The sequence below is a fragment of the Pseudomonas sp. GL_091 genome, from assembly GCF_057837725.1.
Genome location: NZ_CM174451.1, coordinates 6,887,632 through 6,902,459 on the forward strand (window position 1 = coordinate 6,887,632; position 14,828 = coordinate 6,902,459).

General features: G+C 60.6%; 16 protein-coding genes, 1 other RNA gene and 1 pseudogene. 7 read left to right on the forward strand and 11 right to left on the reverse strand.

Annotated elements, in window-relative coordinates; translation table 11 throughout:
• Positions 1-32: 32 nt before the first annotated feature.
• From AC3ITY_RS31440 to AC3ITY_RS31470, 7 genes and pseudogenes are all read right to left on the reverse strand, one after another.
• Positions 33-1,649, reverse strand: a complete 1,617-nt coding sequence (locus AC3ITY_RS31440; protein WP_489306754.1) for an ABC transporter permease — start codon at positions 1,647-1,649, stop codon at positions 33-35.
• A 206-nt stretch (positions 1,650-1,855) separates the two neighbouring features.
• Positions 1,856-2,860, reverse strand: a complete 1,005-nt coding sequence (locus AC3ITY_RS31445) for an extracellular solute-binding protein (protein ID WP_489306755.1) — start codon at positions 2,858-2,860, stop codon at positions 1,856-1,858.
• A gap of 176 nt (positions 2,861-3,036) precedes the next feature.
• On the reverse strand, positions 3,037-4,254 hold the full coding sequence (locus tag AC3ITY_RS31450; protein ID WP_489311048.1) for a 2-octaprenyl-3-methyl-6-methoxy-1,4-benzoquinol hydroxylase: 1,218 nt from the start codon (positions 4,252-4,254) through the stop codon (positions 3,037-3,039).
• A 9-nt stretch (positions 4,255-4,263) separates the two neighbouring features.
• A pseudogene (locus AC3ITY_RS31455) lies at positions 4,264-4,374 on the reverse strand (tetrameric acyl-CoA thioesterase); the annotation flags it as partial.
• Between the two features lie 38 nt (positions 4,375-4,412).
• Positions 4,413-5,600 (reverse strand): 2-octaprenyl-6-methoxyphenyl hydroxylase, encoded by a 1,188-nt coding sequence (ubiH, locus tag AC3ITY_RS31460; protein WP_489306756.1) that lies wholly within the window; start codon positions 5,598-5,600, stop codon positions 4,413-4,415.
• Positions 5,597-6,931 carry a Xaa-Pro aminopeptidase gene (gene pepP / locus AC3ITY_RS31465; RefSeq protein WP_489306758.1) on the reverse strand — a complete coding sequence of 445 codons (1,335 nt, stop codon included), beginning with the start codon at positions 6,929-6,931 and terminating at the stop codon, positions 5,597-5,599. Before pepP ends, ubiH begins: the two co-directional genes overlap by 4 nt.
• 27 nt (positions 6,932-6,958) lie before the next feature.
• Positions 6,959-7,516, reverse strand: a complete 558-nt coding sequence (locus AC3ITY_RS31470) for a YecA/YgfB family protein (RefSeq protein ID WP_489306760.1) — start codon at positions 7,514-7,516, stop codon at positions 6,959-6,961.
• Between the two features lie 208 nt (positions 7,517-7,724).
• Between AC3ITY_RS31470 and AC3ITY_RS31475 the strand changes: the two genes are divergently transcribed.
• The 4 genes from AC3ITY_RS31475 to AC3ITY_RS31490 all read left to right on the forward strand — a co-directional run bounded on the left by AC3ITY_RS31475 (position 7,725) and on the right by AC3ITY_RS31490 (position 9,149).
• The gene (locus AC3ITY_RS31475) at positions 7,725-7,934 is read left to right on the forward strand and encodes a TIGR02449 family protein (protein WP_007940359.1); all 210 of its coding nucleotides are present in this window, start codon (positions 7,725-7,727) and stop codon (positions 7,932-7,934) included.
• A complete protein-coding gene (locus tag AC3ITY_RS31480) occupies positions 7,931-8,248 on the forward strand; it encodes a cell division protein ZapA (RefSeq protein WP_489306761.1) in 318 nt (105 codons plus the stop codon). The genes AC3ITY_RS31475 and AC3ITY_RS31480 overlap by 4 nt, the downstream gene beginning before the upstream one ends.
• Positions 8,249-8,278: 30 nt before the next feature.
• Positions 8,279-8,457, forward strand: a non-coding RNA gene (gene ssrS, locus AC3ITY_RS31485) — 6S RNA.
• An 86-nt stretch (positions 8,458-8,543) separates the two neighbouring features.
• Positions 8,544-9,149, forward strand: a complete 606-nt coding sequence (locus AC3ITY_RS31490; protein ID WP_008048703.1) for a 5-formyltetrahydrofolate cyclo-ligase — start codon at positions 8,544-8,546, stop codon at positions 9,147-9,149.
• Positions 9,150-9,184: 35 nt separating this feature from the next.
• On the opposite strand, the gene AC3ITY_RS31495 is transcribed toward AC3ITY_RS31490, so the two are convergent.
• On the reverse strand, positions 9,185-9,340 hold the full coding sequence (locus AC3ITY_RS31495; RefSeq protein ID WP_489306763.1) for a hypothetical protein: 156 nt from the start codon (positions 9,338-9,340) through the stop codon (positions 9,185-9,187).
• A 195-nt stretch (positions 9,341-9,535) separates the two neighbouring features.
• Here AC3ITY_RS31495 and AC3ITY_RS31500 point away from each other — a divergent pair, with 195 nt between their 5' ends.
• Positions 9,536-9,988, forward strand: a complete 453-nt coding sequence (locus tag AC3ITY_RS31500) for an EVE domain-containing protein (protein WP_223532364.1) — start codon at positions 9,536-9,538, stop codon at positions 9,986-9,988.
• A gap of 70 nt (positions 9,989-10,058) precedes the next feature.
• Here the strand turns inward: AC3ITY_RS31500 and AC3ITY_RS31505 are convergent, their stop codons facing one another.
• The gene (locus AC3ITY_RS31505; RefSeq protein ID WP_032829534.1) at positions 10,059-10,466 is read right to left on the reverse strand and encodes a flagellar basal body-associated protein FliL; all 408 of its coding nucleotides are present in this window, start codon (positions 10,464-10,466) and stop codon (positions 10,059-10,061) included.
• Between the two features lie 150 nt (positions 10,467-10,616).
• Between AC3ITY_RS31505 and AC3ITY_RS31510 the strand changes: the two genes are divergently transcribed.
• Positions 10,617-11,594: an NADPH:quinone oxidoreductase family protein gene (locus AC3ITY_RS31510; protein WP_489306765.1), complete on the forward strand. Its 978-nt coding sequence runs from the start codon at positions 10,617-10,619 to the stop codon at positions 11,592-11,594.
• Between the two features lie 53 nt (positions 11,595-11,647).
• On the opposite strand, the gene AC3ITY_RS31515 is transcribed toward AC3ITY_RS31510, so the two are convergent.
• Positions 11,648-12,223, reverse strand: coding sequence for an energy transducer TonB (locus AC3ITY_RS31515; protein WP_489306766.1), 576 nt, complete (start codon positions 12,221-12,223; stop codon positions 11,648-11,650).
• A 365-nt stretch (positions 12,224-12,588) separates the two neighbouring features.
• Here AC3ITY_RS31515 and glpT point away from each other — a divergent pair, with 365 nt between their 5' ends.
• Entirely contained in the window at positions 12,589-13,938 is a 1,350-nt protein-coding gene (glpT, locus tag AC3ITY_RS31520; protein WP_008048696.1) for a glycerol-3-phosphate transporter, read from the forward strand.
• Here the strand turns inward: glpT and AC3ITY_RS31525 are convergent.
• The gene (locus AC3ITY_RS31525) at positions 13,914-14,582 is read right to left on the reverse strand and encodes a gamma-glutamylcyclotransferase (RefSeq protein ID WP_489306768.1); all 669 of its coding nucleotides are present in this window, start codon (positions 14,580-14,582) and stop codon (positions 13,914-13,916) included. The genes glpT and AC3ITY_RS31525 overlap by 25 nt on opposite strands.
• Positions 14,583-14,828 lie beyond the last annotated feature (246 nt).

The window sequence follows — 14,828 nt, forward strand, 5'->3', positions numbered from 1 at the left end:
CGCATTGTAGCCGCAAGGTGTAGGACTGACACCTAGCTGTTTCGATGTGCCGAGCGCCGGATCAATCCGATGACCGGTAACAGCCCGACCAGCACCAGGGTCAATGCTGGCAAAGACGCCCGCGCCCATTCGCCTTCGCTGGTCATTTCGAAGATTCGCACCGCCAGCGTGTCCCAGCCAAACGGGCGCATCAGCAGGGTCGCGGGCATTTCCTTGAGCACGTCGACGAACACCAGCAGCGCGGCGCTCAACGTGCCGGGTAGCAATAATGGCAGATACACTTTGAAAAACAGTCGTGGCCCACTGACCCCAAGGCTACGTGCCGCTTCGGGCAAAGATGGCCGTATACGCGCCAGGCTGCCTTCCAGTGGCCCGTAGGCCACCGCAATGAAGCGCACCAGATAGGCCAGCAGCAATGCTGACAGACTGCCCAGCAGCAGCGGCTTGCCCGCGCCACCGAGCCAGTTCGAGAGCGGGATCACCAGTTCGCGATCCAGGTAACTGAACGCCAGCATGATCGACACTGCCAGCACCGAACCGGGCAAGGCGTAGCCCAGGTTAGCCAGACTGATCCCGGAACGAATGACCCGGGTGGGTGCCAGTCGTCGGGCAAACGCCAGTAACAAGGCGACGCTGACGGTGATCAACGCCGCCATCGCCCCCAGGTACAAGGTATGGACGATCAACCCGGTGTAGCGCTCGTCGAGATCGAAGCGCCCGCGCAGCCAGAACCACACCACCAATTGCAGCATCGGGATAACGAAAGCACAGGCGAACACCAGACAGCACCACGTCGTGGCCGCCAGTGCCTTGAGGCCTCGCAGGTGATACAGCGCCTTGACCCGTGGTCGCTCGTTGCTCGCCCGGTTGGCCCCGCGGGCACGCCGCTCGCCGTAGAGCACCAGCATCACCACCAGCAGCAACAGGCTGGCCAGTTGCGCGGCGGATGACAGACTGAAAAAACCGTACCAGGTCTTGTAGATGGCCGTGGTGAAGGTGTCGAAGTTGAACACCGACACTGCGCCGAAGTCCGCCAGGGTTTCCATCAGCGCCAATGCCACGCCCGCACCGATGGCTGGCCGCGCCATGGGCAATGCCACCCGCCAGAACGCTTGCCAGGGCGATTGGCCAAGGACCCGCGCGGCTTCCATCAGGCCTTTGCCCTGGGCGAGGAAGGCGGTACGCGCCAGCAGATATACATAGGGATAGAAAACCAGCACGAGTACGACAATCACGCCACCCGTGGAGCGTACGCGCGGCAGGCGCAGACCTGTTCCGAACCACTCGCGCAGCAGGGTTTGCACGGGCCCGGCAAAATCCAGCAGGCCGACGAAGACGAAGGCCAGCACATAGGCCGGGATCGCGAAGGGCAGCATCAGCGCCCAGTCCAGCCAGCGCCGGCCGGGGAATTCGCAAAGGCTGGTGAGCCAGGCGAGGCTGACACCCAGGACTGTCACGCCGACACCGACGCCTAGCACCAGGGTCAGGGTATTGCCCAGCAACCGCGGCATCTGTGTGTCCCAGAGATGGGACCAGATCTGTTGATCGATGGTTTGCCAGGAAAGCAGCAGGACGCTCAGGGGCAACAGGACCAGCGCAGCGATGGCGAAGACGACTGGATACCAGCGGCGTTGGGCGGGATGGGCCAAGGGAGTTCTCTAGAAAATACAGTTTGCACCCTGTTTGTGGCGAGGGAGCTTGCTCCCGCTGGGCTGCGGAGCAGCCCCAAACGCGGACAATCCGCGCAGATTTTGTGAGTGCTGCGCACTGGAGCGCCAGCCCGGTCAAGCGGGAGCAAGCTCCCTCGCCACAGGGATAGTGTTCAGCCTTGACTTACAAGCAGAGGTAAATTAACTCAGTTCCAACCAGCCCTGTCCATCAGGCGAATCGCCTCTGCCTGGCGCTTTCCGGCGATTTCCACAGGCAAGGTATCGGCAATGAATTTGCCCCAGGCCGCCACTTCCTCAGAAGGCGCCACAGCCGGATTCGCCGGGAACTCCTGGTTCACGTCGGCAAAGATTTTCTGCGCCTCAGGGGTGGTCATCCACTCCACCAGGGCCTTGGCCGCTTCCGGGTGTGGCGCGTGTTGGGTCAGGCCGATACCCGACAGGTTCACGTGTACGCCACGGTCAGCCTGGTTCGGCCAGAACAGCTTCACCGGCAGGTCTGGCTTCTGCTTGTGCAGGCGGCCGTAGTAGTAGGTGTTGACGATACCGACGTCGCACTGGCCGGCGTTGATCGCTTCCAGCACAGCGGTGTCGTCGGAGAACACGTCGGTGGACAGGTTCCTGACCCAGCCCTTGAGGATTTCCTCGGTCTTCTCGGCGCCGTGCACTTCGATCATGGTCGCGGTCAGGGACTGGTTGTAGACCTTCTTCGCCGTGCGCAGGCACAGGCGCCCTTCCCATTGCTTGTCGGCCAGCGCTTCGTAGGTGGTCAGTTCACCTGGCTTCACCCGATCAGTGGAGTAGGCAATGGTCCGCGCACGCAGGCTCAGGCCGGTCCAGGCATGGGAAGCTGCCCGGTACTGCAGCGGAATGTTGGTGTCGATGGTTTTCGAGGTGAACGGCTGGAGGATGCCCATCTGCTCGGCTTGCCAGAGGTTGCCGGCATCGACGGTGAGCAGCAGGTCGGCCGGCGTATTCGCGCCCTCGGCCTTGAGCCGCTGCATCAGCGGCGCTTCCTTGTCGGTGATGAACTTCACCTTCACGCCGGTCTTGGCGGTGTAGGCATCGAATACTGGCTTGATCAGCTCGTCGATACGTGAGGAGTAGACCACCACCTCGTCAGCGGCCTGGGCGGCGGTGCTGCCGATCAGGGTCAAGGCCAGTGCCGTCAGTAGACGCTTCGGTGCCAACATGGGAGCGGTCTCTCGAATGAAAAATGAGGACAAATGATAAGGACTCACATTTAGCTTCTCAATCGAAGCTGCTTGTGGAGGAGTTACCGGATGTTGCACCGCCTGGAATTTGTGGTGCTTGTGCTGACGCCTTCGCGGGCAAGCCCGCGAAGAGGCCAGTAGCCTCAATGCAGAACTCAGGGCCTGGCGAGTGCCGGCAAATCCCCGGTCAACCCCAGCGCTTCACGCACGAACAACGCCTTGGCTTCCGGCATCTTCTCAACCATTTTCAACCCGGTATTACGCAGCCAGCGCACCGGCAACGGATCGGCCTGGAACAACCGCTCGAAGCCTTCCATCGCCGCCATCAGCGCCAGGTTGTGGGGCATGCGTCGACGTTCGTAACGGCTGAGGACCTTCACATCCGCCAAGCGTTCGCCACGTGTTGCCGCTTGCAGCAACACTTCAGCCAGCACGGCGGCATCGAGAAATCCAAGATTCACCCCCTGCCCGGCCAACGGGTGAATGGTGTGGGCCGCATCGCCGATCAATGCCAGGCCTTCAGCCACATAACGCTTGGCATGCCGCTGGCGCAGGGGCACGCACAACCGTGGGTCGGCGCTAAGCACCTCGCCGAGCCGACCTTCAAAGGCCCGCTCCAGCTCCTTGCAGAAACCTTGTTCATCCATCGCCATCACGCGTTCGGCTTCACCGGGTGTGGTCGACCAGACGATCGAACACCAATCCTGTTGGCCATCGCGCTCAAGGGGCAGAAACGCCAACGGACCGTTATCGGTGAAGCGCTGCCAGGCCGTCATCTGATGCGGTTTAGCGCAACGCACGCTGGTGACGATGGCATGGTGCAGATAATCCCATTCGCGGGTCGCCACACCGGCCAGGCGTCGCACCGCCGAGTTGGAGCCATCCGCCGCGATCACCAGCGGCGCGCGCAAGGTGCGGCCGTCGGCCAAGGTCAGCAGCCAGTCATCGCCGGAGCGGCGCATCTGCTCCAGGCGCGCATTGGCCAGCAACCCCAGATCGCAATCGTGCAGGCGCTCGAGCAAGGCATCCTGGACCACGCGGTTCTCGACGATATGCCCCAGCACCTCGGCATGCACACTGGCCGCCGCGAAGTGGATTTGCCCAGTGCCGCTGCCATCCCAGACCTGCATGTCGGTGTAGGGGCTGCTGCGCCGCCCGGCGATGCCGTCCCACACGCCCAGGCGTTCGAGAATCCGCTGGCTGGCGGCCGACAAGGCGCTCACCCGCGGCTCAAACGCAGCCTGAGCGTTGAACGGTTTGACGCTCATGGGGCTGCCGTCCAGCAGCAGGACTTCCAGCCCGCTGCCCTGTAACGCCAGCGCCAGGGCGCTACCGACCATTCCGGCCCCGACAATCAGCAGATCTGCGCGCATTTCCATGCTTTAAGCCTGTCTCTCTTGCGGCTTGAGCCGCACGTAAAGGGTTTTCCCGACCCGCGCCAACAGGTGGCAGGAGCCGTCATGAATGTCGACCTGCAATTGCGGCAGGTATTTTTATCAATCGTGCCTTGCCGAATCGGCGGATCAGCCAGTCACGCATCCGGTCGCGTACCCAGCCCCATCGCCTGTCGCGCGAACCAGCGTTTGGCCGGTGGCAGCAGATCGAGGCCGAGCAAGCCGATGTTGCGCCCCAGGGACACCAGCGGCTGGGTGCTGCCGAACAGGCGCGTGACCTGATCGGAGAAGCCCACGGTGAGGTCCTGATCGAGACGCTGGCGTTCGCGATAGGCCTGCAGCGTGGCGAAATCGCCCAATGGTTTTTCGCTGGCGAGCAAGGCATCGGCCAAGGCCTGGGCATCGCGCAGGGACAGGTTGAACCCCTGGCCAGCAATCGGATGCAGGCTGTGCGCCGCGTTGCCGAGAATCGCCAGATGCGGGCGCACCTGCTCTTCGGCCTCGACCAGTGTCAGCGGATACAGATGTCGCGCCCCCACCTGTTTCAATGTACCGAGGCGATAACCGAACACACCCTGCAACTCGCTGAGGAAGCTGCGCTCATCGAGGGCCGCCAGGCGTTGCGCGTCCATGCCCAGGCGGGTCCAGACCAGTGCGCAGCGATTATCCGGAAGCGGCAGCAACGCCATCGGGCCTGCGTCGGTGAAACGCTCGAAGGCCATGCCGTTGTGGGCTTCGCTCGGGGTGATATTGGCGATCAGCGCGCTCTGGTTGTACGGACGCTTGCGGATGCCGATCCCCAGTTGCTCGCGCAGGCCCGAGCGGCCGCCATCGGCGAGTACCGCGAGGTCGCATTCCAGGGTGGTTTCATCGTTCAGGGTCAGGCGGTAGCCATCGGTCAGTGGCTCCATGCGGGTGACTTCCGCCGGGCAGCGCCAACTGATCACGTCCTTGTCCAGGCCTTGCCACAGGCATTGGCCGAGCCAGGCGTTTTCAACGACATAACCCAGCGCTGGAACACCCTCTTCCATTGCCGATAACCGCGCCGTCGAGAATCGACCACGGTCGGAAACATGAATCTGCTTGATCGGCTCGGCGCGGCGCGAGACTTCCTGCCAGACGCCCAGCCGTTGATAGATTTGCCGCGAGCCGAAGGACAACGCCGAGGAGCGGGCATCGTAGCTCGGTTGATAGCTGTCGCCAGGGGCGAACGGCTCGATCAACACGATCTTCCAGCCTCGGGCCTTGGCCCCGGCCTGAAGCGCCAGAGCCAGACTTGCACCGACCAGCCCGCCACCGATGATTGCCAGGTTGACTCGACTCATGCTGCCTGTGTCCGCGCGGCGGCCATCAGGGCCTCGATCTCGACGACGGTTTTCGGCACGCCGTTCGTCAATATTTCACAGCCGGTTTTGGTGACCACTACGTCGTCCTCGATGCGCACGCCAATGCCGCGCCATTTCTTCGCAACATTCTGGTTGTCCGGGGCGATATAGATCCCCGGCTCCACGGTCAGCGCCATGCCGACTTCCAGCACGCGCCACTCACCGCCGACCTTGTATTCGCCGACGTCATGCACATCCATGCCCAGCCAATGGCCGGCGCGGTGCATGTAAAACGCCTTGTAGGCTTCGCTGGCAATCAATTCGTCAACGTCGCCCCGCAGCAGCCCCAGCTTGACCAGCCCGGCCGTGATGACCCGGACCGTGGCCTCGTGCGCCTGGTTCCAGTGCTTGTTCGGCGCAATTTCGGTAAAGGCGGCTTCCTGGGAGGCCAGCACCAATTCGTAAATCGCTTTCTGTTCCGCAGAATACTTGCCGCTCACCGGAAAGGTGCGGGTGATGTCGCTGGCGTAGCAGTCGATCTCGCAACCGGCGTCGATCAGTACCAGGTCACCGTCCTTGAGCAACGCGTCATTCTGCTGGTAATGCAGGATGCAGCTGTTGCGCCCCGCCGCGACGATCGACCCGTAGGCCGGCATCTTCGCCCCGCCCTTGCGGAATTCGTAATCGAGCTCGGCTTCCAGGCTGAATTCGTGCAACCCGACGCGACAGGCCTGCATTGCCCGTACGTGCGCCTGAGCGGAAATCCGCGCTGCCTCGCGCATCACTTTCACTTCTGCCGCCGATTTATACAGGCGCATGTCGTGCAGCAGATGATCCAGGGCAACGAATTCGTTCGGCGGCTGGGCACCGAGGTTGGCCTTGGAGCGGATCACGTTGATCCACTCCATCAGGTGGCGGTCGAATTCGGGGTTGCTACCCATGGCCGAATACACCCGGTCACGGCCTTCGATCAGGCCCGGCAGGATGTCGTCGATATCAGTGATCGGAAAGGCGTCGTCGGCGCCGAAGTCGCGAATCGCGCCTTCCTGCCCGGCACGCAGGCCATCCCACAGCTCGCGCTCGGCGTTGCGTTCGCGGCAGAACAGGATGTATTCGCCATGCACGCGCCCCGGCATCAGCACCAGTACAGCCTGGGGCTCGGGAAAACCGCTGAGGTACTGGAAGTCGCTGTCCTGACGGTAGACGTGCTCGACGTCGCGATTACGAATGGCCACCGCGGCGGCGGGCAGGATGGCGATGCTGTTGGGTTCCATCTGCGCCATCAGGGCCTTGCGGCGACGGCTGTATTCCGATTTCGGGATATGGATCATGGGCAGATGGTTTTCCCTTTCTTACGATTAATGCAAAGACGGTTTGGCGGCAGCCGGCACGTCTTTTTTGGTCTCGGAGAACAGCAGCAGCGGTGCGACGCGCAGGTACTCCATGACTTCCATATAGTCGGTTTCGCCGTCTTCGGACTCTTCCAGGGCGTCTTGCACCTGGGAAATGGCCGCCAGATCCTGCAGCACCTCGGTGGCCTCGGTGCTCAGGGTGCTGCTGTCACGGCAGTTCAGGCCGAAACCGCTGAGGAAACCCTGGCACCACTGGCCCAGTGCGACGGCACGCTCGGTGAGCGGGGCGTCGTCGGTCGGCAACAGCAGAACGACGGTCACGTCGTCGCCGGTGAGCTCGCCTTTTACCATCGCTTGCAGGCCGATCAGGGCGTTGCGAACGTTGTCCTGCGGCTCGCTTTCGAGCAATTCGGCGGCATCGATCAGCCAGCCTTCGGCGTCGAAACCGGCGCCGGCGCAGCTGCGGCCGAGCAACAGGCCGTGCAGCTCAGCAGGCGAGCAGTTGTGACCGCTGGAAGTCAGCAGGGTGGCGAAGCCTTGGTACGGGGAATTCTGAATGGTCATGGGCAGCTAGGCGCCAGACGGCGCTATGTCTAGAATGAAGGCCTTGTATCCTACATCGACTACCCCTGTAGGAGCGAGCTTGCTCGCGATGGTCGTCAACGATAACGCTGGGTACCTGACACCCCGCGGCGTTCTCAGGTTCATCGTCGGAGCGCCGCCCGGAGCAAACTCGCTCCTACAGTCCAACACCCATCAGACAGTGAAGACAATGGAAGACACCGACCTGCAAGCGCTGATGGCCAGACTCGAGCTGCTGATTACCCGAGTCGAGCAACTTAAGAGTCAAAACGCACTCTTACTAGCTCAGGAAAAGACCTGGCGCGAGGAACGCGCACACCTCATTGAAAAAAACGAAATCGCCCGGCGTAAGGTCGAATCGATGATTTCGCGCCTCAAGGCCCTGGAGCAAGACTCATGAGTTCAAGCAATAGCGTCACCGTGCAGATCCTCGACAAAGAGTATTCGATCATCTGCCCTCAGGAAGAGCGCAGTAACCTGGTCAGCGCCGCCCGTTATCTGGACGGCAAGATGCGCGAGATCCGCAGCAGCGGCAAAGTCATCGGTGCCGACCGTATCGCCGTGATGGCCGCGCTGAACATCACCCACGACCTGTTGCACAAGGGAGAACGCCCGGATATCCAGGCCAGCGGCTCGACCCGCGAACAGGTGCGTGACCTGCTTGATCGCGTCGATCTGGCGCTCGCCACCGATCCGGACGTCACCAAAGGCTGATTCGCGCCACCACTTGCGGTATAATCCCCTCACTCCCTGGGGTGCTTGCCAGTTGGCGATGTCCCTGAGCCGATTTGCTATACCCTGGAGGTTGCACGTTGGGCTGGTGTGCATGTCCGCTAGACGGAAAGCCTTAAAGCCTACTGCATCTTCCACCTTGAACTTTCGGGTTCAAGGGCTAAGTCGACAGCGGCACATTCGGGGAGCCTGATTTCAGTCCAATGCCGGTTTTGATACCGGCATTGGCGTTTTTACGGGTACGCTTCACGTATCCGCATTGCTGAAGCCCGAATACATGACCGAACCTGCGCTGCTCCCCCGCCCGCAACTTCGACGTATGCTGCGCAAGGCCCGCCGCGCACTGACACCCAGTCAGCAGCGCCAGGCCGCTCGCGGGTTGTACAAGCAATTGGCCCAGCAACCGCTGTTCCGCCGCGCCAGACACATCTCGCTCTATCTGCCGACCGACGGCGAAATCGATCCGCGCCTGTTGCTGCGCGCCGCGCAACGCCGGGGCAAAGCCACCTATCTACCGGTACTGAGCGCCTGGCCGCGAACCAAAATGGTGTTCCAGCGCATCCGTCCCGGGGAAAAACTCAAACCCAACCGCTTCCGCATTCTCGAACCACGGGCCAACCTCGCCCGGCAGCGCAAGATCTGGGCGCTGGATCTGGTGCTATTGCCATTGGTGGGTTTTGACGATGTCGGCGGACGCCTGGGGATGGGCGGTGGCTTCTACGACCGGAGCCTGGCCTACCTGGCGCGACGAAATGACTGGCGCAAGCCGACGTTGTTGGGACTGGCCCATGAATGTCAGAAGGTGGCGCGATTGGCTCAGGCGAGCTGGGATGTGCCGCTGCAAGGAACGGTGACAGACAAGGCCTGGTACTACGCAGGCTAGGCGCCACTTCGATCAGCGGCGCCGAGGCAACAGGATCAGCGCTTGAAGGCTGTCGACTGTTGCTGTAATTGGGCGAGTTCGGCCGGTGCATCGGTCTTGTTGGCCCACAGGCTTTGGGCATAGCCAGTGGTCACGACGCCAAGGCCAAACAAAATGACCAAAATCCATAGTAAATCCGGTTTGCGTTTCATCGATTGCCCCCCAAAGGCACATCAACACGATGACAGCAGCGGTTTCCGTTTGTAGGCCGTGCAGCAGCGTCAAGCTTTAAAGGCCGGCATTTTGCGACAACATGAACCGCTGCGCAAATGCTGACGTCAACCGACTGTCGGTTTGTCATAAAATCGCCGACAAGCTGCTCAATCACCACGCAAGGAGCAAAAAACATGGCCTATTGGCTGATGAAATCCGAGCCCGACGAACTCTCGATCAAAGGGCTGGAAAAGCTCGGAAAAGCGCGCTGGGATGGGGTTCGCAACTATCAGGCACGCAATTTTCTGCGGGCCATGGCAGTGGGTGATGAGTTCTTTTTCTATCATTCCAGCTGCCCTGAGCCGGGCATCGCCGGAATCGGCAAGATTGTCGAAGCCGCGTATCCGGACCCGACGGCGCTGGAGCCGCAGAGCCATTATTTTGACCCGAAGGCCACCCCGGACAAAAACGCCTGGAGTGCGATCGATGTCGCGCATGTCGAGACGTTTGTCCGGGTGCTGAAACTGGATTATCTAAAGCAACAGACGACACTGGCCGAGTTGCCGCTGGTGCAGAAAGGCTCGCGACTGTCGGTGATGCCCGTAACCCCGGAGCAGTGGGCGGCGGTGATTGCTTTAAAGCCTTGAGTCATTTGTTGCCTGTACCGGCCTCTTCGCGGGCTTGCCCGCGAAGAGGCCGGCCCGGACAGCAGAGTTCTTACTGAATGATCAGGTTGTTGAACAACAGATCCTCAACCACCGGTTTGCCGGTTTCGTCGTTCATCACCTGCTGGGTCTGCTTCAGGGCTTCCTGACGCAGCTTTTCCTTGGCCTCGACATTGTTCATCGTCTCGGTAGTCTGCTGGGCGAACAGCGCGACCAATTGATTGCGGATCAACGGCTCATTGGCCTTCACCGCTTTGGCAGCTTCGTCACCGGTCACCCGCAACGCCACGTCGGCCTTGTAGACCTTGAGTTTCGGCGTGCCGTCCAGCCCGTAGTTACCCACGAACGGCGGGCTCAGGGTGATGTAACTGACCTTCGGAGCTGCATCTTCTTTGGCTTCTTCGGCCACCGCTGCCACAGGCAGAGACAGGGCCAGCATCAACATGATCCACGCTTTCAAATTTCGCTCCTTATCCGGTTTGCGGCCTGGCATAACGACCCGTCACGCAAGCACTAGCTTATGGCTGGCTATCAGGGGCGGGCATGCTCGTTGACCCATCGACCCACACACCTACACTTATCGGCCATCACTCCCAAAGGAATAGCCCTGATGAAAGCCGTGCTGTGCAAAGCCTTCGGCCCTGCCGAATCGCTGGTGCTGGAAGACGTCGCCAGTCCTGTCGCGAAGAAGAATGAAATCCTGCTGGACGTGCACGCCGCCGGGGTGAATTTCCCCGACACGTTGATCATCGAGGGCAAGTACCAGTTCAAGCCGCCCTTCCCGTTTTCGCCGGGTGGTGAAGCGGCCGGCGTGGTCAGCGCCGTGGGTGAAAAAGTCAGCCACTTGAAAGTCGGTGACCGGGTCATGGCCCTGACCGGCTGGGGCAGCTTTGCCGAGCAGGTCGCCGTGCCGGGCTACAACGTTCTGCCGATCCCGCCATCGATGGACTTCAACACCGCCGCCGCCTTCAGCATGACCTACGGCACCTCGATGCACGCCCTCAAGCAGCGCGGCAACCTGCAACCGGGCGAAACCCTGCTGGTGCTTGGTGCCTCCGGCGGTGTCGGCCTGGCGGCGGTGGAAATCGGCAAAGCCATGGGCGCCCGTGTGATTGCCGCGGCCAGCAGCGCGGAAAAACTCGCCGTGGCCAAGGCCGCCGGCGCCGACGAGCTGATCAACTACAGCGAAGCCAGCCTGAAGGACGAAATCAAGCGCCTGACCGACGGCCAGGGCGCCGACGTGATCTACGACCCGGTCGGCGGCGACCTGTTCGACCAGGCCATCCGCGCCATCGCCTGGAACGGCCGCCTGCTGGTGGTCGGTTTCGCCAGCGGACGCATTCCCGAATTGCCGGTCAACCTGGCCCTGCTCAAGGGCGCGGCAGTGCTCGGCGTGTTCTGGGGCTCGTTTGCCCAACGCCAGCCGCAAGACAACGCAGCGAACTTCCAGCAGTTGTTTGGCTGGTTTGCCGAGGGCAAATTGAAGCCCCTGGTGTCGCAGGTTTATCCGCTGAGCAATTCAGCCCAAGCCATCAATGATCTTGGCCAGCGTAAAGCGGTCGGGAAAGTGGTGGTGCAGGTTCGCTGAATCTCTATCTGAAATAAAAGCACGGCCATCATGCAGCCGCGCTTTTTTTGCCGTCAAAGCAACATCCGAATTTCCTCCGGCAAAAAGCGCACATACCGACTCGACGGATGTGCGTTACACCGCTGCACAATCGAACGGACGCTGGCATTGAGCTTGGCAATCAGAGCCAGACGTTTCTCTTCCGGCAATTGCGTCGGTGAAAGCGAGTGGGTCAGGTAACTGCGGGTCCAGCTGAAAACCGGCAGGTCCACCCACGAGGAAGTGGCGATGTTCAACGATGCCCGTGCGATAGCACTGCATTTCAGCCGCTCCAACTCCTTGTTGACGTGGAAGGGATGTTCTCTGTCCAGCCTGTATTCCAAGGGGGCGACCACAATGATTTGCGCAGGCTGATCCTCGGTGATTGTCCACGGCTTGAATCGCCATTGGTTGACCGCGGCCAATGACGCCTCTTCGAGTTCTGGATGTGCACTTTGCGCAATCACGGCATTACTGACTGATCCATCGGCCTTCACAGTCATGCTGACACGCACCATGCCGGTGACACCCGCCCGATGCAGCGCCACCGGATAAACCGGCTTCGGATTATTCTCGGGTATCAGGAACACCTCCCCGGCCCTGACATCCATGGACGCCACCAACAAAAGCACGCATACCCACCACCGCATCTCCCTCTCCCTTCGCTTGCAACGCCAGACTTGGCAACAGCACAAAGGTTAAAGCGCCGGATCATTCGACATAACGCCATGACTTCTGCTTTAAACGAAAGACCCTTCCTAAAGACCTGTCTTATTTCAGGTACATCAAACGCCTGCTAACTAAACAGGTAACGCTTCCTCCAACGCCCCTCACTTACATCTGAGCGACATGTTCATAAAGGAACGCGCGATATCCAACATTTCCGCTGTTTTACCAATGAGAACCGGTGCTATTTTCGGTAACGAAACTGTAACATTCGTATCCGCAGCCAAAACAAGAAATATGGAGCTCTTGAATGTTTGCTTTCTTTCGTCCTGCCGCACATCAGGCTCCATTGCCTGAAGAAAAAATAGACAGCACCTACCGACGCCTGCGCTGGCAGATTTTCGCCGGCATCTTCATTGGCTATGCCGGTTACTACCTGCTGCGCAAGAACTTCTCCCTGGCCATGCCATACCTGATCGATGAGGGCTACTCCCGTGGTCAGCTGGGTCTGGCGATGTCCGCCATCGCGATTGCCTACGGTTTGTCGAAGTTCCTCATGGGCCTGGTGTCCGACCGCTCCAACCCGCGCTTCTTCCTGCCGTTCGGCCTGCTGGTGTCGGCTGGGGTGATGTTCATTTTCGGTTTCGCGCCTTGGGCGACGTCCAGCGTGACCATGATGTTCATTCTGCTGTTCATCAACGGCTGGGCGCAGGGCATGGGTTGGCCACCGAGTGGTCGGACCATGGTGCACTGGTGGTCGCAGAAGGAACGTGGTGGCGTGGTGTCCGTGTGGAACGTGGCGCACAACGTCGGCGGCGGCCTGATCGGTCCGTTGTTCCTGATCGGCATGGGCCTGTTCAATGACTGGCACGCCGCATTCTACGTGCCGGCAGCAGTGGCACTGGCGGTAGCGGTGTTTGCCTTTGTGACCATGCGCGACACCCCGCAATCGGTTGGCCTGCCGCCGATCGAGCAGTACAAGAACGACTACCCGGAAGGCTACGACGCCAGCCACGAAGAGGAATTCAGCGCCAAGGAAATCTTCGTCAAATACGTGCTGCGCAACAAAATGCTCTGGTACATCGCCCTGGCCAACGTCTTTGTCTATCTGCTGCGCTACGGCGTGCTGGACTGGGCACCGACCTACCTCAAGGAAGCCAAGGGTTTCACTGTGGATAAAACCTCGTGGGCGTACTTCTTCTACGAGTGGGCAGGTATTCCGGGCACGCTGCTGTGCGGCTGGATGTCGGACAAGATCTTCCGTGGCAACCGTGGCCTGACCGGCATGGTGTTCATGGCATTGGTGACGGTCGCGACGCTGGTTTACTGGCTCAACCCGGCCGGCAATCCGATGGTCGACATGATCGCGCTGCTTTCCATTGGCTTCCTGATCTACGGCCCGGTGATGCTGATCGGCTTGCAGGCGCTGGAACTGGCACCGAAGAAAGCTGCCGGTACGGCGGCGGGCTTTACCGGCCTGTTCGGTTACTTGGGCGGTTCGGTCGCGGCCAGTGCAGCGATGGGCTACACCGTGGACCATTTTGGCTGGGACGGCGGTTTCGTGCTGTTGGTCGGCGCCTGCCTGCTGGCGATGGCCTTCCTGGCCCCGACGCTACGGCACAAACAAATCGCCAGTCAGGGCCGCGAAGCACTCGCTTGATCGGTCTTTGATTTACAACGCTTGAGCCGCGCCTCCAGATTCCGGTCTGGCATGGCGTGGCTGCGCAGGGCGTGCGCGGTCTGCTCGACATAATCGCGAGTGGTGCCGTAGCGCCCGCAGGCGTTTTCGAACACATGGCTCAATACATGGTCCGGCAAGTTGCCGGCATAGCTGGGCAGGTGTCGTTCCAGAACGAATCCCAATGCCTGAACCTGGCTGCCATCTTCGAGACGGCAGTTGAGCCAGTGCGGCCGGTAGGAAGGGAAAGGCATCTCGCGCTGCCAAAGCGCATACAGCGAGGCTTCGAGTTGCTCTTCAGGCAAGCGATAGGCGAAACCGCTGCAAGAACCACCGCGATCCAGGCCAAACACCAGGCCGGGCATTTCCGGTGTGCCGCGATGTTCGTGGGACCACAGGTACAACCCGCGATGGTAGCCATGCACTCGGCCGCGAACCCGCTCAACCGCCGTGCATTCAGGGCGCCAGATCAGCGAACCATACGCAAACAGCCATACCGGCCCGCCCTTGTGGCGCGCCATGGTCGTTTGCATCGAGCTGAGCAATTGTTCGTGAGTGAGCTGCGGCCCCAGATCGAGCCGCGGAGGGTAAGCCAGATTCAAAAAAGCAGATTCAATGGCGCTCATGGCGAATAGCGTTCAGCTCCCCGCGGGTGAAGAATTACTTAATAGAACGCACAGCTGTAACAATAAGGCACATAAGTTTTAAGGCAATTTGAATGCCATGGCACAGTTTTTAAATAAATGTCTATGTGAAATATAACCTACCGATATTTATAGAAGTTTATAAATACCGATAAGCTATATATAGAGTTATAAACCTGTAGGAGCGAGCTCGCTCGCGATGTACTCAAGGTCAACGCGCTCGTCCAG